The organism is Hoeflea sp. Naph1 (assembly GCF_046837775.1).
In the GTDB taxonomy this organism is placed as follows: domain Bacteria; phylum Pseudomonadota; class Alphaproteobacteria; order Rhizobiales; family Rhizobiaceae; genus Hoeflea.
In genome coordinates this window covers 3,140,653-3,158,882 of record NZ_CP177286.1, presented here as the reverse complement: position 1 = coordinate 3,158,882, position 18,230 = coordinate 3,140,653, and the positions used below count along the sequence as shown (strand labels likewise).

Annotated in this window: 13 protein-coding genes, 2 tRNA genes and 3 pseudogenes; 10 read left to right on the top strand and 8 right to left on the bottom strand. The window is 59.0% G+C overall.

Features of this window, described 5'->3' with window-relative positions:
• Positions 1–9: 9 nt before the first annotated feature.
• The 5 genes and pseudogenes from ACK6D9_RS15190 to ACK6D9_RS15170 all read right to left on the bottom strand — a co-directional run.
• Complete coding sequence (locus ACK6D9_RS15190) at positions 10–1,077, bottom strand: ABC transporter ATP-binding protein (RefSeq protein ID WP_412049137.1); 1,068 nt, start codon at positions 1,075–1,077, stop codon at positions 10–12.
• Positions 1,077–1,865 carry an ABC transporter permease gene (locus ACK6D9_RS15185; RefSeq protein ID WP_322990240.1) on the bottom strand — a complete coding sequence of 263 codons (789 nt, stop codon included), beginning with the start codon at positions 1,863–1,865 and terminating at the stop codon, positions 1,077–1,079. Before ACK6D9_RS15185 ends, ACK6D9_RS15190 begins: the two co-directional genes overlap by 1 nt.
• Positions 1,865–2,764, bottom strand: coding sequence for an ABC transporter permease (locus ACK6D9_RS15180; RefSeq protein ID WP_412049136.1), 900 nt, complete (start codon positions 2,762–2,764; stop codon positions 1,865–1,867). Before ACK6D9_RS15180 ends, ACK6D9_RS15185 begins: the two co-directional genes overlap by 1 nt.
• Before the next feature lie 73 nt (positions 2,765–2,837).
• Positions 2,838–3,896, bottom strand: a complete 1,059-nt coding sequence (locus ACK6D9_RS15175; protein ID WP_412051825.1) for an ABC transporter substrate-binding protein — start codon at positions 3,894–3,896, stop codon at positions 2,838–2,840.
• 362 nt (positions 3,897–4,258) lie between these two features.
• Positions 4,259–5,322: pseudogene (locus ACK6D9_RS15170) on the bottom strand (IS3 family transposase); the annotation flags it as partial.
• Positions 5,323–5,496: 174 nt separating this feature from the next.
• Here ACK6D9_RS15170 and ACK6D9_RS15165 point away from each other — a divergent pair.
• Positions 5,497–6,533 (top strand): annotated as a pseudogene (locus ACK6D9_RS15165) (IS110 family transposase).
• 323 nt (positions 6,534–6,856) lie between these two features.
• Positions 6,857–7,608, top strand: a protein-coding gene (locus ACK6D9_RS15160) for an IS5 family transposase (RefSeq protein ID WP_412049012.1) whose coding sequence is annotated in 2 segments (ribosomal slippage) — positions 6,857–7,190 and positions 7,190–7,608 — 753 coding nt in all. Because the reading frame shifts where the segments join, the coding sequence is not laid out codon by codon here.
• Positions 7,609–7,874: 266 nt separating this feature from the next.
• Here ACK6D9_RS15160 and ACK6D9_RS15155 read toward each other — a convergent pair.
• The 3 genes and pseudogenes from ACK6D9_RS15155 to ACK6D9_RS15145 form a co-directional block, all read right to left on the bottom strand.
• A pseudogene (locus ACK6D9_RS15155) lies at positions 7,875–8,911 on the bottom strand (IS110 family transposase).
• Positions 8,912–9,498: 587 nt separating this feature from the next.
• On the bottom strand, positions 9,499–11,052 hold the full coding sequence (locus tag ACK6D9_RS15150) for an integrase (protein ID WP_412049135.1): 1,554 nt from the start codon (positions 11,050–11,052) through the stop codon (positions 9,499–9,501).
• 91 nt (positions 11,053–11,143) lie between these two features.
• Positions 11,144–11,219 (bottom strand) — tRNA-Val (locus ACK6D9_RS15145).
• Positions 11,220–11,460: 241 nt separating this feature from the next.
• Here ACK6D9_RS15145 and ACK6D9_RS15140 point away from each other — a divergent pair.
• The 8 genes from ACK6D9_RS15140 to ACK6D9_RS15105 all read left to right on the top strand — a co-directional run bounded on the left by ACK6D9_RS15140 (position 11,461) and on the right by ACK6D9_RS15105 (position 18,220).
• Positions 11,461–11,537: transfer RNA gene (locus tag ACK6D9_RS15140), tRNA-Asp, on the top strand.
• 449 nt (positions 11,538–11,986) lie between these two features.
• Positions 11,987–12,352: an NADH-quinone oxidoreductase subunit A gene (locus tag ACK6D9_RS15135; RefSeq protein ID WP_322988028.1), complete on the top strand. Its 366-nt coding sequence runs from the start codon at positions 11,987–11,989 to the stop codon at positions 12,350–12,352.
• Positions 12,343–12,918: an NADH-quinone oxidoreductase subunit B gene (locus tag ACK6D9_RS15130; protein ID WP_322988029.1), complete on the top strand. Its 576-nt coding sequence runs from the start codon at positions 12,343–12,345 to the stop codon at positions 12,916–12,918. The genes ACK6D9_RS15135 and ACK6D9_RS15130 overlap by 10 nt, the downstream gene beginning before the upstream one ends.
• 11 nt (positions 12,919–12,929) lie before the next feature.
• Positions 12,930–13,532, top strand: a complete 603-nt coding sequence (locus tag ACK6D9_RS15125) for an NADH-quinone oxidoreductase subunit C (RefSeq protein WP_412049134.1) — start codon at positions 12,930–12,932, stop codon at positions 13,530–13,532.
• Positions 13,533–13,543: 11 nt separating this feature from the next.
• On the top strand, positions 13,544–14,734 hold the full coding sequence (locus tag ACK6D9_RS15120) for an NADH-quinone oxidoreductase subunit D (RefSeq protein ID WP_322988031.1): 1,191 nt from the start codon (positions 13,544–13,546) through the stop codon (positions 14,732–14,734).
• Positions 14,735–14,841: 107 nt separating this feature from the next.
• Positions 14,842–15,984, top strand: coding sequence for an NADH-quinone oxidoreductase subunit E (locus ACK6D9_RS15115; protein ID WP_322988032.1), 1,143 nt, complete (start codon positions 14,842–14,844; stop codon positions 15,982–15,984).
• Positions 15,985–15,993: 9 nt separating this feature from the next.
• Positions 15,994–17,301: an NADH-quinone oxidoreductase subunit NuoF gene (gene nuoF / locus ACK6D9_RS15110; RefSeq protein WP_412051824.1), complete on the top strand. Its 1,308-nt coding sequence runs from the start codon at positions 15,994–15,996 to the stop codon at positions 17,299–17,301.
• A gap of 79 nt (positions 17,302–17,380) precedes the next feature.
• Complete coding sequence (locus tag ACK6D9_RS15105) at positions 17,381–18,220, top strand: NADH-ubiquinone dehydrogenase (RefSeq protein ID WP_412049133.1); 840 nt, start codon at positions 17,381–17,383, stop codon at positions 18,218–18,220.
• Positions 18,221–18,230: the final 10 nt, after the last annotated feature.

Sequence of the window (18,230 nt, the reverse complement as noted above, 5' to 3'; positions counted from 1 at the left end):
GACCCCCGGTCAGCTTGCGAGCGCCAGCACGGTTTGCGGAGCAAAATGCAGGTCGATGGTCTGCCCTGCTGACGGCGGCGGGCGAGTCGGGTCGTTGAAGGTGTCGACCGACAGCCGGGCCTCGCCGACTTCAAGCTTGATGCGAATGACCGCGCCGAGAAAATCGACGGCAACGATGCGCGCCCGCAGCGTCTGGTCGCCGTCGCGGTGCTCGAGCCGCAGCGATTCGGGGCGCAGCGCCAGCCGGAGGGTGTCGCCACGTTTGGCGTTGTCTGGCAACGACATGCCGGAAATGCTGGCGGAACCGACGCTGGCTTCACCTCGGCTGGCGTCAACCACGGTGGCGTCAAGCTGACTCAGTGTGCCGACAAAACCTGCAACAAAGGCCGTGCGCGGATGATTGTAGATCTCGTAGGGCGTGCCAATCTGCTCGATCCGACCCTCATACATGACCATCACCCGGTCCGACATCGACAGCGCTTCTTCCTGGTCGTGGGTAACGAAAATCGTGGTGATGCCGAGTTCCTGCTGGATCGCGCGGATTTCCTCGCGCAGCGACACGCGGATCTTGGCGTCGAGCGCCGAGAGCGGCTCATCAAGCAGCAGCACCGACGGGCGCGGTGCCAGCGCGCGGGCCAAGGCGACACGCTGCTGCTGACCACCGGAAAGCTGCCAGGGAAACCGCTCGGCCAGTTGCGGCAGCTTGATCAGCGCCAACATTTCGGTGACGCGGGAATCGATCTCGGCGCGGTTGGCGCCGGCCACCTTGAGGCCGAAACCGATATTGCCGGCCACGGTCAGATTCGGAAACAGCGCATAGGACTGGAACACCATGCCGATGTTGCGCTGGCTGGGCTTGAGATAGGTGACGTCGCGGCCGTCGATGCTGATCGAGCCAGAACTGGGTGTCTCGAAACCGGCGATCATGCGCAAGATCGTGGTCTTGCCGCAGCCCGAGGGCCCGAGGAACGAGACGAACTCGCCGCGGCCGACCTTGATGTCGGCGTCGCGCACAACCCGCATTGATCCGAAGGATTTTGAGATGCCGTCAATGGCAATATAGGGCGTGTCGGTCATCAGTCTTTCACCGGTGTAGCTGGTTTGGGCGCAAGCCGCGCAACAAGTTGGATGAGGCCCATGCAGCCCCAGGTGATGGCAAAGGCGATCACCGCCAGCGCCGCCGGCTCGTAGGCGCGATTGGCGCCCAGCAGCTGCATGTAGGGCCCGAAGGCGGGGCGGTTGAGCAGTGCGGCAAGTGTGAATTCGCCGATGACGATGGCCAGCGTCACAAACGCGCCTGAGAGAACGGCAATCAGCACATTGGGCAGGATCAGCCGGCTGAGAATCGTAAACCAGCCAGCGCCAAGCGATTGTGCCGCTTCGGTGAGCGTCGCCACATCGATGGTGCGCAGCCCGGTATCGACGGCACGGTACATGTAGGGCAGGGAGAGCATCGCGTAACCGAACATCAACAGGATGTTGGTTCCCGTGGCAGTGCCGGTCAGCGGCAGCCAGCTCGAGGTGTTGTAGAGCCGGATATAGCCGAACACGACGACAATGGCCGGAATCACCAGTGGCAAGAGGGTGATGAATTCGACATAGGGCCGGGCGCGCGGCAGTTTGAGCCTGACCCAGTAGGCCGTTGGCACCACCAGCAGCACGCCAAACAGGATGGTGAAGATCGCCATGATCACTGAATAGCTGAAGGTTTCCTGAAATCGTGGGTCGGCCATCACCTTGGCATAGGCATCGAGCGAATAGACTCCGCGCCGCATTTTCAGCGAAAACTCGGTCATGCCCATCAGCGGCAGGATGAAGTAAAGTGCCCCGAAGGCGATCGCGGCCCAGGCCGAGAGACGAATCATCATTGCTGCCACCTCTCCGAGCGCGCCCGGAGCACGATATAGATTGTGTTGGCGATGCCGGTGACGACGATCATGCCGAAGGCCAGCGCGTAGCCCAGATAGGGATCACCCAGCACATCGCCGCGGATCTGTGCAAACAGCAGGATCGGCACGATGTTGAGCGATGAACCGGTCAGGGCGATGGCGGTAGCGACGGCGCCGAAGGAATTGGCAAACAGCAGCGCCATGGTGCCCAGAATCGACGGAAACAAAATCGGAAACGCCACCATTCGCCAATATTGCGGTCCAGTGGCGCCGAGAATGGCGGCAGCTTCACGCCATTCGCGCTTCAATCCGTCAAGTGCGGGCGTGATGATCAGGATCATCAGCGGAATCTGGAAGAACAGATAGGTGATCGTCAGGCCCCAGAAGCTCAGGATATTGAAGCCGAGCAGGCGCAGGTCGAGGCCGAAATTGGTTTTCAGGAACACCGTCACCAGCCCGATCGGGCCCAGCGTGGCGAGAAAGGCAAAGGCAAGCGGCACGCCGGCGAAGTTCGACGCAACCCCGGAAAATGTCAGCAAGGGTCCGCGGACGAATTTGGGCAGGCCGCCAAGCGTCATCGCCGCGGCCATGCAGAAGCCGATCAGGCAGCCAAGCGATGATGAGGCGAGCGATATCTTGATCGAGACCCAGTAGGCGGAACGAATCGAGGCGGTGTTGAGGCCGATCACATTGTCGAGAGTGAAACCGCCGTCAGCGGAGCGAAATGCACCGATGACGATGTACATGGTCGGCATGATCAGAAACAGAATCACGAACGCGGCGAAGGGCGCCAGCCCGAGCCAGTGCAATGGCAGCCTTTTGCCCAGCGGAAGGCGCGGGCGGCTGGAGGTGTCGGATAAGGATTGGGATGTCATCAAGCCATGTTCGAAAAGCGGAAAATGAGGGTCGCCCCGCGGCGGGCGCGGAGCGACAGGTCAAATGGCCTGATTACTGGACGTTGGCGCCGACGACGGCGTCCCATCCGGCAACAACGGCTTCCTTGTTGGCGTTCACTTCATCAAGCGTCGGGAAGTAGGCCTTGGCATAGCCTTCTGCCGGCGGCAGCTTGTCGAGCAGATCCTGCGGGATCACACCGCGTGCAGCCATGTCGTTGAAGCGGATCGGGTGACAATAGCCGGCGAGCCAGCCAAGCTGACCTTCATCCGAATAAAGATATTCCATCCACAATTTGGCGGCGTTGGGGTGCGGTGCGTAGGCGCTGATTGCCTGCACGTAGACGCCTGCCAGGACGCCTGTTGCCGGAACGATGACTTCGACCGGCGGGTTGCCTGCGAGAGTGTCCTTGGCGGCAAGCGCGTTGTAATCCCACATCGCCACGATCGGCGTTGCGCCTTGAGCCAGGGTGCCTGCCTTGCCGATGACCGGGACAAAATTGCCGGCCTTGTTCATTTCAGCAAAATACTCGAGGCCCTTCTCGCCAGCGTCCGTGCCCGACGCGCCGCCTCTTGAAAGACCGGCTGCCAGCGCTGCTAGAATCGCCTGGTTGGAAGCGCGCGGATCACCGGCAAGGGCTACCTGGCCGGCATATTCGGGCTTGAGCAGGTCGGCCCAGTCCATCGGGGTGTTGGCCACCAGGTCCTTGTTCACCAGAAACGCCATCACGCCGTAGTAATCGCCGTACCAGAAGCCCTCGGCATCCTTGGCGCCGTCGGGAATCGAATCCCATGTCGAGACCTTGTAGGCCTGCGTCAGGCCTTCAGCCTTGGCAGCAGGGCCGAAGGCGAGGCCGACGTCGATGACGTCAGGCGCCTGCGGGCCGGTGTTGTCCTTGTTGGCCTTGATGGCTTCGAGTTCGTCGGCGGAACCGGCGTCCGGGTTAAGCTCGTTGACGGTGATTTCGGGATACTTGGCCTTGAAGCCGGCAATGACGCCGCCATAGCCGCACCAGTCATGCGGAAGTGCTATGGTGGTGAGCATGCCTTCTGCCTTGGCGGCGGCGACCAGTTCGTCCATCGACTGGCTGTAGGCCGCACCGGCAAAGTTCATCGTGAAAGCGGTGGTGGTTGCAAGCACCACGCCAAGCTTGTGAAGTCTGGACATTTTGAACGCTCCTGTTGCCGCCGAGGCGGTATGTTGTTTGTTATACGAGCGGCCTGTGGCTGTTTCAGCGGCCGCTGTGCAGCCATCTATCCTCTCTGTGTGAAGGTTAGACGACATTGGCACGCGCCCGTCCGTCGCCCACAAAAGAAGTCAATCTCAATTTCTGGCCTTCTGCAAGCGTCATGCGAGCGCTGACATGTAAGAGTGTGGGAAAATGGTGTCTGGGTATCGCTGTTGCTGGAAAAACGGCACGTTGGTTGGCGCAGCCTCTCTGGCGGGAGAACCAATGTCATCCAATATAAATATCGGTATCTTAGGTCGATGTAGTCGAACACATCCCTCCTGGCTTCTTCTCGGGTCCGATAGGTCCTACGTCTTATCCGTTCACGCTTGAGCAGGTTGAAGAAACTCTCTGCGACGGCATTGTCATGGCAGTTTCCGCGCCGGCTCATTGAGTGTTGCAGATTGTGATGCTTTAGGAACAATGCCCAGTCGATGCTGGTGAACTGAGAGCCTTGGTCTGAATGAATTAACACCTTGCTCGTCGGCTTTCGTCTCCACACAGCCATGAGCAAAGCCTGCAGCACGACGTCCGTTGTCTGACGGCTTTGCATCGACCAGCCGACGACGCGGCGGGAGTAGAGATCGATCACGACGGCCAGATAGGCGAAACCCTCATTGGTCTTGATGTAGGTGATGTCGGTGACCCAGACCTTGTCCGGCACTGCCACGTCGAACTGGCGGTCCAGCGTGTTGTCGACGACTACAGAAGGTTTGCCGCCATAGCTGCCAGGTCGACGCTTGTAGCCGATCTGCGCTTTGATACCCGCCAAATTGACCAGACGTGCAACGCGGTTCGGGCAGCACGTCTCACCCTGATCCAGCAAGTCATCGTGAAGCTTGCGATAGCCATAGACCTTACCGCTGTCCTTCCACGCCTTCCTGAGAAGTTCGGTCTGACGGGCGTCTTCCCGCTCCCGATTGCTCAGCGGGTTCTTCAGCCAGGCATAGAAGCCGCTGGGTTGGATGCGAAGGGAGCGGCACATCGCACGCACCGAGAACAGCGGGCGATGCTCTGCTACGAACACGTACTTCACTTTGCATCTCGCGCGAAGTACGCCGTTGCCTTTTTTAGGATATCCCGCTCCTCCGTCACACGCGCCAGTTCAAGCTTCAGCCGCCGAACTTCGGCAGCCTGTTCGTCGACAGAACCATCGCGGGACCCTGACTTCCCGAACCGCTTCTTCCACGCATAAAGCGAATGGGAACTGACACCCAATCGTTTCGAAACCTCCGCAACCGGATAACCCCGCTCAACGATCTGATGAACAGCATCGCGTTTGAAATCGTCACTGAATTTGGCTGTGCTCATGATGGCCTCCTTGCCTCAAATTTAGGGAAGAAGGCGTCTATGAATCTAGATGGGGTAACGGGCTGCCAAGCCGGCCGACGGAGGCAGGGTTGGTGAGAAGGTGGTCGTCCCTCACACTGATGGTGTGAACGGAGTCGGGACGGATCCCGCTCCAAGCATCGAGGAGAGACGACCATGGAGCATTATGCAGGGATTGACGTTTCATTGGAATCTTCGAGCGTGTGCGTTGTCGACGCCAGTGGCAAGATCGTTCGCGAGAGTAAGGTGGCAAGCGAACCGGCAGCGCTGATCGGCTGGTTTGCGTCGCTCGGCTTTGAGCTGGTGCGCATCGGACTGGAAGCTGGCCCCCTATCGCAATGGCTTTATGCGGCCATGCGGCAAGACGGCCTTGCAGTCGAGCTTCTGGAGACGCGGCATGTGCGTGACGCCTTCAAGGCGATGCCGGTGAAGACGGACCGGAATGATGCGCGTGGGATCGCGCAGTTGATGCGGTTGGGTTGGTTCCGGCCGGTGCATTGCAAATCTTTGGCAGCGCAGGAGGTTCGGGCAGTGCTGACGGCGCGCAAGCTGGTTCAATCGAAGTTGCGGGATATGGAGAACAGTGTGCGTGGCATTTTGCGCGGCTTCGGGCTGAAGGTCGGCCCGACCACGCCGCGCCACTTTGCCGAACGCATCCGCGATCTCGTGGTCGGCCATGAGAACCTGCAGATTGTGACGGGGGGACTGCTTTCGGTGCATGCCGTGCTCTTGCGCGAGTTTCAGGCTTTCGAAAAGCAAGTTCGAGCGCTGGTGCGTCAGGATATAAGGACCAGGCAGTTAATGACCACACCGGGAGTGGGGCCGATCGTGGCGCTTACATATGCGTCTGCCATCGACGACCCGGATCGTTTCTCCTCCTCCAAGCAAGTGGGCGCGCATTTCGGGCTGACGCCAAGGCGGTATCAGTCCGGCGAGACCGACTACAGCGGCCGCATCAGCAAGATCGGTGACGCGGCGGTGCGCACGGCGCTGTTTGAAGCCGCCCACATCATGCTGACCAAACCGCTCAAGGGCTGCACGGCGCTCAAGAGTTGGGCGATGCGGATTGCCCGACGTGCCGGAATGAAGAAGGCAAGGTTGCGCTCGCGCGCAAGCTCGCCGTGATCCTGCACCGCATGCTCGCCAACGGCACCGTCTTCAACGGTGAAGCCAAGTCGATGACGGGGGCCTAAAAAAGGAGAGCCAAGGTTCTCGGGTGGGCCACGACACCAGACCTTCCCGAAGCGAAGTCCCGTCGCCGGGACGATGGATCAGGTCAGACCGTAACAGCCTGCGTGGCATAGCGATCACGCGACTCTAGATTGGTCGACCTCATCCTCTTCAAACCCCATCAGGTGGCGGCTGCGCGCCGACCCGTACAGAAGCAAGACCCCGGCGACTGGATGACGACAAAGGGATTGACTCACACAGGCCCGTTACAGAAGGGGCTGTTGACGTTCGGGATTCCCAAATCACCTGACTTCTGATTCAAGGTTGCAAACGGAGGAGAGCAACCTTGACCCGAAGAGTCCTATCCAATTCGCAATGGGCGATCATCGAACCATACTGCCTGGGTAAAACCACCGATCCCGGACAAACCGGACGTGACCCACGACTTTTCATGGAGGCAGTCCTCTGGATCGTCCGCACGGGCGCGCAATGGCGCGAATTGCCGGGTGAGTTTGGCAAATGGAATTCTGTATTCAAGCGGTTCCGCAGATGGGTCAAAGCGGATGCTTTCTATTGTATGTTCAAAGCATTAGCCTCAGACGCCGATCTGGAATACGCAATGATCGACGGTACTATCGTCAAGGTTCATCGCTCGGGTCAGGGCGCAAAAGGGGGACTCTCTGCCAGGCCATTGGACGCTCACGCGGCGGCATAACGACAAAGATACTGGCTCTGACGGATGCGCTCGGTAATCTCGTCGATTTCTGTCTGATGCCAGGGCAAGCTCATGATCTGCGCGAGACCGATGCGTTGATCAGCGGCTTGTCCGCCGGATATTTGCTGGCGGACAGGGCCTTTGACGCGGATTGGCTGCGCAATGGCCTGCTGGATCGCGGCATAACCCCGGTCATACCGCCAAAATCCAACCGGAGGTTCCCGGCAGAGTTCGACAAGGAAACCTACAAATGGCGGCATTTGATCGAAAACTACTTTGGCAAACTGAAGGAAAACAGAGGGATAGCAATGCGCTCTTGCAAAACCGACCAGAGTTTCAAAGCCTTCATCTCAATTGCCGCAACGCTCATTCACACACGGTAAACGTCAACAGCCCCTTCTGTAACGGGCCTGTGTGAGTCAATCCCTTTGTCGTCATCCAGTCGCCGGGGTCTTGCTTCTGTACGGGGTCGGCGCGCAGCCGCCACCTGATGGGGTTTGAAGAGGATGAGGTCGACCAATCTAGAGTCGCGTGATCGCTATGCCACGCAGGCTGTTACGGTCTGACCTGATCCATCGTCCCGGCGACGGGACTTCGCTTCGGGAAGGTCTGGTGTCGTGGCCCACCCGAGAACCTTGGCTCTCCTTTTTTAGGCCCCCGTCATCGACTTGGCTTCACCGTTGAAGACGGTGCCGTTGGCGAGCATGCGGTGCAGGATCACGGCGAGCTTGCGCGCGAGCGCAACCTTTGCCTTCTTCATTCCGGCACGTCGGGCAATCCGCATCGCCCAACTCTTGAGCGCCGTGCAGCCCTTGAGCGGTTTGGTCAGCATGATGTGGGCGGCTTCAAACAGCGCCGTGCGCACCGCCGCGTCACCGATCTTGCTGATGCGGCCGCTGTAGTCGGTCTCGCCGGACTGATACCGCCTTGGCGTCAGCCCGAAATGCGCGCCCACTTGCTTGGAGGAGGAGAAACGATCCGGGTCGTCGATGGCAGACGCATATGTAAGCGCCACGATCGGCCCCACTCCCGGTGTGGTCATTAACTGCCTGGTCCTTATATCCTGACGCACCAGCGCTCGAACTTGCTTTTCGAAAGCCTGAAACTCGCGCAAGAGCACGGCATGCACCGAAAGCAGTCCCCCCGTCACAATCTGCAGGTTCTCATGGCCGACCACGAGATCGCGGATGCGTTCGGCAAAGTGGCGCGGCGTGGTCGGGCCGACCTTCAGCCCGAAGCCGCGCAAAATGCCACGCACACTGTTCTCCATATCCCGCAACTTCGATTGAACCAGCTTGCGCGCCGTCAGCACTGCCCGAACCCCTGCGCTGCCAAAGATTTGCAATGCACCGGCCGGAACCAACCCAACCGCATCAACTGCGCGATCCCACGCGCATCATTCCGGTCCGTCTTCACCGGCATCGCCTTGAAGGCGTCACGCACATGCCGCGTCTCCAGAAGCTCGACTGCAAGGCCGTCTTGCCGCATGGCCGCATAAAGCCATTGCGATAGGGGGCCAGCTTCCAGTCCGATGCGCACCAGCTCAAAGCCGAGCGACGCAAACCAGCCGATCAGCGCTGCCGGTTCGCTTGCCACCTTACTCTCGCGAACGATCTTGCCACTGGCGTCGACAACGCACACGCTCGAAGATTCCAATGAAACGTCAATCCCTGCATAATGCTCCATGGTCGTCTCTCCTCGATGCTTGGAGCGGGATCCGTCCCGACTCCGTTCACACCATCAGTGTGAGGGACGACCACCTTCTCACCAACCCTGCCTCCGTCGGCCGGCTTGGCAGCCCGTTACCCCATCTAGGGGCTATTCAGTTTTCATCGAAAGGGCGCGACTGCCATCTGGAGCGATAACACTAGAAGCTATTATAGTTGGCTATAAAGCTGTCGGGGTCCGCCGATGCGCGGAGTATGTGGAACGTCTTGGTTCCTAAAATTCGATTCCTTTGGCGCCTGGCAGGCGGCTGAAGGTGTTCCGGCTATGTCCCGCATCTTAAGGCCTGAATGCTTTTCAGATCAAACGCCGGAGCAGGGGGCACGGCAGAGGGGGCGGTATCGGTAGAGCATGGTCGACAATGTTATCTCCGTGTTAGGTGATGCAGCGAAAATTCTGCTGTGTTTAATATAGCAACGGGGGAGAAGGCTATGGCCGGAGGAACATTGGAAATTTAAGCGCGATATCTGATTGCCAATTTTTGAACTGACGATCGCTGACAGTTGTCATTAAACACCGTGTAGTTGCACGCGTGCGACGAAACCACTTCAAACCTTGAGGGGTTGGATTTTGTCGATGGCTGCAAATAATCCAGGAAGCATCACGTCACTGTGGCCATACAGGTCTCGTGATTTTCCTGTGGCGCGCCCGGTAATGTAATTGCGCGCATCTTCAGGAACATCATCACGACGGCATAAATCTTCAAACAGGTGCCGCCAGCCATGATTAGGTGACAATTCAGGTCTTTGCTCGAATGGAATCATTGACCGAACCCAACTGCTGAGTCGGGGTTGAACGGATACTTTGTCCTTGGTTTCGCCCCTAAAGAGGCGCCCGTTGTTCGCTTTCACCACGTAGAGGATTAGACCTTCCTCGATTAGTGCGCGGTGGACTGGTATACGACGTTCACTCGATCCAGTCTTAAGGGTTCTTTTTCCGGCGGTTGTGACTTTCCAAAACCAGTGTTCCCCGGTTTCGAAAAAGTCCTCCTTCCTCAGTTCGGCTGCTTCGCTCACCCTCATGCCGGAGTAAGCACACAACCACGGTATCCATCGAAGCATCGGTTTCGTTTCTTTACGGGCAGCGCTCAGGACGAGTGCGGCTTCATCGAGGGTGAAAGCCCGCAGATAAGAAGGGGTGGTGGCATAGTCGGGTGCCTTGATTCCATTCATGGTGTTGCCGGAGGGCATGAAGTTTTCCGGATCATTCTGTCTTCCCCAGTTGAGGATAGTCCGGACGTTTTGGAGCTTGCCTTTGATGGTACTATTGCTGTTGTTTTGCGCGTCCTGCATTGCTTCGAGCCAATTCTTTCCCTCAATTGCCTTTACCGTTGATGCGACTTCGGATCCCCTGAAGCCGGCAAATTCGGCTGCGGCATCGCGGTATTTCCTCACGGTGCGGTCGGGGAGGGGCTTGGCATTCTTTCCTCTGGCTCGACGCTTGGCCTCCTCGTCGACAATCTCGTTGAAAGTTGGCCCGTCTTCTGCCGCACTTAGCTCGGGAGCATCGGCCAAAAGCGGATGGATGGGCTTGCCGTTGAAGTCACCTTCGCCACGCTCACACTCCCGTGCCATGGCCTCATAGGATGCCACGCACAACGCTTGCGCAAGCGCTCGCCATTTATCGGTTCCCCTGGTGGCGTCCGTGTTCCCTGCGAGTCGCGCGAGCTCGATGCGGTCGCCGACAAGGTCATGAAGTTCGTCATCTGAAAGTTTGCCCGCAAAGCCGTCACGGAAGCGCCTGGCTTCGTCGGCGTCTACTTCGAATTGTGCATAGCGGGAATCGGTCGCTCTAAGTTCAGCGTCAAAATCAATCTGGCTTTGATAGTCGCGCAACGCGATCTGCTGTGCAGTCAGCGGGTAGGGCGCTGGCTTTGCCTGCTGCCCTGTCGCGGCCTCATGCTTCTGTCGGGCAATGCCGATCTGTCGTTGGATAGAGGCAACGGCTGCGGCATGGTTGCGAAGGGCTGTTCGCCGATCGCCGCCAAGCTGAATTTCTAGTTCCGCGCGGTTGTCGATGTATGGCCGGAGTTGTGGCGGGATAACGACTCGGGCGGAATATCGCCCATTGCGTTCTTTCCAGTGTTGAGGCTTGCCAGCCATGTTCTACCCATTTTGTGACACGATTTGTGACATCAATATGGGCAAGACGCCTTATGGCGCAAGGACTTCCAATGAATTCAAGGAGATCCGATGGTGGGCGATGAGAGACTCGAACTCCCGACATCCTCGGTGTAAACGAGGCGCTCTACCAACTGAGCTAATCGCCCCCAGTTCGGTGGCGCTTGCTTTAGGATGTTCGCAGCGATTGCGCAAGAAATATTCGCGCCGTAGGACGCATTAATCTCGGTTTGCGCTGTGTGGCCTCGTGAGCTGATGCCGGGAGGTGGGGCCGTGTTTGTGGAGAGAATGTATGTTTGTTGTTTTCCTTTGCACTCCGCGCTTGACACCCTCGAACGAACGCCGTAATCAGCCGCTCACAGGTCGCCGGTAACGGACGATCTGAAGAGCGCGGGTGTAGCTCAGCTGGTTAGAGTGCCGGCCTGTCACGCCGGAGGTCGCGGGTTCGAGCCCCGTCACTCGCGCCATTTATTCATGGACTTGATTATGTGTTTTCAACCGTCTCCTTCAGGGAGATGGTTGCCCCGCGGATCGGGTGTTTTCGCTTGTGGCGGATTTCCGATACCCGAAAGATTTCGAAACCAGGCAATAAAATTTGACGGGCGGCCCAGATCTGCGAATCGACTCACGCGTGACCACCCCCAACCACCGTGCAGTTGCCGATTCCCTTGCCCCCTCAAGAACTTCCAGGATCGTGCTGCATTGTTGACAATATTAGCGCTTGCCGTCGAATTGCGTCACAATGGCGCGAAAGCTGATAGTATCGCTTCAATCGGCTTGCGCGCCCTTGCACACATTAGCGGGCTGCGGTAACCACGCCGCGTTGCAACATGATAAACCGTGAGGGCAGGGGCCGGTTCCAGACCTTGAGGCAAGGGCCGGGGCTTTGACTACAGCGGGCACAGGAATGGACGTCATGACGGAACTTCTGGGCGCATATATACCGGTGGCTATTTTTATTGGCGTGTCGCTGGTGATCGGGGTGGCCTTGCTGATCGCGCCGTTCGCGATCGCTTACAAAAATCCCGATCCGGAAAAGCTTTCGGCTTACGAATGCGGGTTCAACGCCTTTGATGACGCGCGCATGAAGTTCGACGTGCGCTTCTATCTGGTTTCAATCCTGTTCATCATCTTCGATCTCGAAGTGGCGTTCCTGTTTCCCTGGGCGGTGTCGTTCAGCGATATCGGCTGGATGGGCTTCTGGTCGATGATGGTGTTTCTGGGTGTCCTGACGATCGGTTTCGTCTATGAATGGAAAAAGGGAGCGCTCGAATGGGAGTAAGCAACCAGCCGCTGGTGGCGCCTGCGCCCAAGGGCATTATTGATCCCAACACCGGCAAGCCGGTGGGCCAGGACGATGCGTTTTTCGGCGATGTCAACAATGAGCTTGCCGACAAGGGATTTCTGGTCACCTCCACAGACGAGCTGATCAACTGGTCGCGTACCGGTTCGCTGATGTGGATGACCTTCGGTCTGGCCTGTTGTGCAGTCGAGATGATGCAGATGTCGATGCCGCGCTATGACGCCGAGCGATTCGGTTTCGCACCGCGCGCCAGTCCGCGCCAGTCCGATGTGATGATCGTCGCGGGTACGCTGACCAACAAGATGGCCCCGGCGCTGCGCAAGGTTTACGACCAGATGCCCGAGCCGCGCTATGTGATCTCGATGGGCTCGTGTGCCAATGGCGGTGGCTACTACCATTATTCCTATTCGGTGGTGCGTGGCTGTGACCGCGTGGTGCCGGTGGACATCTATGTTCCGGGCTGCCCGCCGACGGCGGAAGCATTGCTCTATGGTGTGCTGCTTTTGCAGAAGAAGATTCGCCGCACCGGCACGATCGAGCGCTAGGAGACCTGATGATGAGCCAAGCCCTCCAGGAACTTGCCGACTACCTGAGCGAAACCAAGCGCGATCTGATCGACGGCGTCGAAATTGCCTTTGACGAACTGACGGTGCTTGCGCAGCCGGCCAAACTGATCGATCTCATCACCTTCCTGCGCGATGACGCCCGGTGCAAGTTCGTCAGCTTCATCGATTGTTGCGGCGTTGACTGGCCGGGACGGCCGGAACGCTTCGACGTGGTCTACCATCTGCTCTCGCCGCGCCAGAACATGCGCATCCGGCTCAAGGTGATGACCAGTGAAGATGCCCCGGTGCCGTCGATTACATCGGTCTATCCGGGCGCCGACTGGTTCGAGCGGGAAGCCTACGATCTGTTCGGGATCCTGTTTACAGGGCATCCGGACCTGCGCCGGATTCTCACCGATTACGGGTTTGAAGGCCATCCGCTGAGAAAAGACTTTCCGCTGACCGGCTTTGTCGAGGTGCGTTACGACGACCAAGTCAAGCGCGTGGTCTACGAGCCGGTGGAACTCAAGCAGGAATTCCGCAACTTCGATTTTCTCTCCCCCTGGGAAGGCACCGAATACGTGCTGCCGGGCGATGAAAAAGCCAAGGGGTGAGGACCGGAACCATGAACGAACACAACGTCCGCAATTTCAACATCAACTTCGGTCCTCAGCACCCGGCTGCGCACGGCGTTCTGCGTCTGGTGCTGGAGCTTGACGGGGAAATCGTCGAGCGCGTTGACCCGCATATCGGACTGCTGCACCGCGGCACCGAAAAGCTGATCGAAGCCAAGACCTATCTTCAGGCGCTGCCCTATTTTGATCGGCTCGATTATGTCGCGCCGATGAACCAGGAGCATGCCTATTCGCTGGCTGTCGAAAAGCTTACCGGCGTAACGGTGCCCAAGCGGGGGCAGTTGATCCGGGTGCTCTACTCTGAAATCGGCCGAATTCTGTCACATCTGCTCAATGTCACCACCCAGGCGCTCGATGTGGGCGCGCTGACGCCCCCGCTCTGGGGTTTCGAAGAGCGCGAAAAGCTGATGGTGTTTTACGAGCGGGCCTGCGGTGCACGGCTGCATGCGGCCTATTTCCGGCCTGGTGGCGTGCACCAGGATCTGCCGCACGATCTGGTCGAGGATATCGGCAAGTGGTGCGATCCGTTCCTCAAGACCTGCGACGACATCGAGGTGCTGCTGACCGACAACCGGATCTTCAAGCAACGCAATGTCGACATCGCCGTGGTCAGTCTCGACGACGCCTGGGCCTGGGGCTTTTCCGGCGTGATGGTGCGTGGTTCGGGCGCTGCCTGGGACCTGCGCCGGTCGCAGCCCTATGAATGCTACTCGGAACTCGATTTCGACATTCCGATCGGCAAGAATGGCGATTGCTATGACCGTTACCTGATCCGCATGCAGGAAATGCGTGAGTCGGTGAAGATCATGAAGCAGTGCGTAGAACTGCTGCTCGGCAAGGAAAAGATCGGCCCGGTAACCAGCACCGACGGCAAGATCGTGCCGCCGAGGCGGGGCGAGATGAAACGGTCGATGGAAGCGCTGATCCACCATTTCAAGCTTTACACCGAAGGTTACCGGGTGCCCGAAGGCGCAGTCTATACGGCCGTCGAAGCGCCGAAGGGCGAGTTCGGCGTCTATCTGGTGTCGGACGGCTCCAACAAACCCTATCGCTGCAAGATCCGGGCGCCGGGTTATGCGCATCTGCAGGCGATGGACTTCATTTGCCGTGGTCACCAACTGGCCGATGTGTCAGCGGTGCTCGGTTCGCTCGACATCGTGTTTGGCGAGGTCGACCGGTGAAGCATCACGCAGTGCCATCGATCACTCTCATCCGTGCGGCCAAGGCCGCAAACGCGTCGCGTTGCGGCGAGATTTTATAGGCCGGTAGAAAGACCAAAGAGAACCCCATGTCCGTTCGTCGACTTGCCGAAGATAACGTCCAGCCCGAGCAGTTCGCTTTCAACCGCGACTATGCGGCCCAGGCCAAGGTGTGGATCCAGAAATACCCCAAGGGCCGTCAGCAATCGGCGGTGATTCCGTTGTTGATGCTGGCCCAGGAGCAGGATGGCTGGGTGACCAAGCGCGCCATCGAGGGGGTCGCCGACATGCTCGGCATGCCTTATATCCGGGCGCTGGAAGTGGCGACGTTCTATACCCAGTTCCAGTTGAAACCGGTCGGCACCCGGGCGCATATCCAGGTTTGCGGCACCACGCCGTGCATGCTGCGCGGCTCGGAAGAGCTTATGGAAGTGTGTCGCTCGAAGATCCATCCCGAGCCGCTCCATCTCAACGAAAGCGGAACGCTTTCGTGGGAAGAAGTCGAGTGCCAGGGCGCCTGCGTCAACGCGCCGATGGTGATGATCTTCAAGGATGCTTACGAGGACCTGTCGCCGGAGCGGCTGGCTTATATCATCGACCGTTTCGAAGCTGGCCGGCCAGAAGAAATCAGGCCCGGACCACAGATCAACCGGATCTATTCGGCGCCCGAAGGCGGGCTGACGACCCTGACCGAGGAAATCAAACCGGGCGGCAAGGGGGCTGCGAAGTCGGCCAAATCCAAGGCCAAGTCGCCGGAAGCTACCAAGGCAGGCCGGCCAAAGTCGCCGGCCACCGAGACTGTGACGAAATCGCCTTCGGCCGCAAGGGCCAATGTCAAGGCGGATGCGAAGACCGCCGCCACGGCCACCCAGGCACCTGAAATGAAGGCTGCCAGCAAGGCTTCGGCCAGCGCTGACGGCAAGGCAAAGGCCGCCGAGAAGCCTGCGATAGATGACAAGAACCGCCCAGCCGGAATCGAAAAACCGGCGCAACCGGACGATCTCAAGATGATTTCCGGCGTCGGCCCGAAAATCGAGGGCACGCTGAATTCGCTTGGCATCTACACTTTCGCGCAGGTGGCTTCCTGGAAAAAGGCCGAACGCGAATGGGTTGACGGATATCTGAATTTCAAGGGCCGCATCGATCGCGAAGACTGGGTCAAGCAGGCCAAGGCGCTCGCCAAGGGTGGCGAAGCCGAATATGTCCGCGTCTTCGGCAAGAAGCCGCGTTAGAGGTGAATGATGTTAGCTGACAAAGACCGAATTTTCACCAATATCTATGGCGTCTATGACAAGTCGCTGAAGGGCGCGATGGCGCGCGGGCACTGGGATGGCACAAAGGCAATCCTGGAGAAGGGCCGCGACTGGATCATCAGCGAGATGAAGGCTTCGGGCCTGCGCGGCCGCGGCGGCGCCGGGTTCCCGACCGGTCTGAAATGGTCTTTCATGCCCAAGGAAAGCGATGGTCGCCCGCACTATCTGGTGGTCAACGCGGATGAATCCGAACCCGGCACCTGCAAGGACCGGGACATCATGCGCCACGATCCGCATACGCTGCTCGAAGGCTGCGTGATTGCGGGATTCTCAATGGGCGCCTACGCCACATACATCTATGTCCGCGGCGAATACATGCGCGAGCGCGAAGCGCTGCAGGCAGCGATCGACGAGTGCTATGAAGCGGGTCTGCTGGGCAAGAATTCCAAGCTCGGCTACGACATGGACATCTATCTCCACCATGGCGCCGGCGCTTACATCTGCGGCGAGGAGACCGCGCTGCTCGAAAGCCTTGAGGGCAAGAAGGGCCAGCCGCGGCTGAAGCCGCCGTTCCCGGCCAATGTGGGGCTTTATGGTTGCCCGACCACGGTCAACAATGTCGAATCGATTGCGGTGGCGCCAACTATCCTGCGCCGTGGCGGCGCCTGGTTCGCAGGTATCGGCCGACCCAACAATACCGGCACCAAGCTGTTTTGCGTGTCGGGCCACGTCAATAAGCCGTGCACCGTGGAAGAGGCGATGTCGATCCCGTTCCGCGAACTGATTGAAACCCATTGCGGCGGTATTCGCGGCGGCTGGGACAATCTGCTGGCGGTGATTCCCGGCGGTTCCTCGGTTCCGTGTGTACCCGGCGCCGACATCATCGACACGCCGATGGATTTTGACAGCCTGCGCGATCTCAAGTCGGGTCTTGGCACCGCGGCGGTGATCGTGATGGACAAGTCGACCGATATCGTCAAGGCGATCTGGCGGCTGTCTGCGTTCTACAAGCATGAGAGCTGCGGCCAGTGCACGCCGTGCCGTGAAGGTACCGGCTGGATGATGCGGGTGATGGAACGCATGGTCAAAGGCAACGCGCAGAAGCGCGAAATCGACATGCTGTTTGATGTCTCCAAGCAGATCGAAGGCCACACCATCTGCGCGCTTGGCGACGCTGCCGCCTGGCCGATCCAGGGTCTGATCCGGCATTTCCGTCCGGAAATGGAAGCGCGGATCGATCAATACACACGCAATGCCGCGCAAAGCCGCAACACGCGGCTGGAAGCGGCAGAATAAGAAGTCCGCAAAAGTCGGACCTGCAAGACAAGGAAACGTCACGAGGGATGAGAGCCAACAGACGACTAAGGAAAAACTGATGTCGATGTTTTCCATTCCTACAGACAAGAACATGAACGAGATGATGAAACCGATGAACAGGAAGACCGACCGGACCAAGGGGAGTGAAATCACCATCACGCCGCTGATGGTCTATCCGTTGGGTGCTGCGGCGACGGCAACCGCAATCGGTTTCGGGATTGCCGGTCAGATGACCGGAATGATGATGGGGGCGATACAGGCCGCTGCAAAGTCCCAGAGCGTATTGTTGGGGTCGACGCCGGATCTGAGCTGGATGGTACCGGGGCTTGCCGAAGACCTTCCCCCGGAAACGCCCCGGGAACGTGACGCGTCGGAAAAGAACTCTCCTGTCAGCGCCCGGTCGGCCGACAAGGGTAGTTCGGGGGATGTCGTTACCTTGAAGCCCGCGGCCAGATCCGCTAGCTCTGCAGCCGGCGATGCGTCGGCCAAGGTTGCGGCCAAGCCGGTTGCTGCAAAGCCTGCCCGAACGAAGAAGGCCAGATCAGCGCCTGTCGTATCGGCAAAGACTGGAACGGCAAGCGGCAAAAGCGCGGCGACGAAACAAGCTGCGGTTACCGCCGGTGCAGCCAAGGCCCAAGGTGCCATTGAACTCCGCCGCCCGGCAGCGATTGAAAAGCCGGAAGCACCGGATGATCTGAAACTGATTTCCGGTGTCGGGCCGAAACTCGAGCAGGTGCTCAACGGACTAGGCATCTGGACATACGCGCAAGTGGCCGACTGGACGGCGGAAGAGATCGCCTGGGTCGAGGACCACTTGCAATTCGGAGGCAGGGTCGGGCGCGACGACTGGATCTCCCAGGCGCGCGCGCTGGCAAAGGGTGGCACAGCCACCGGATAAGATTTACCGG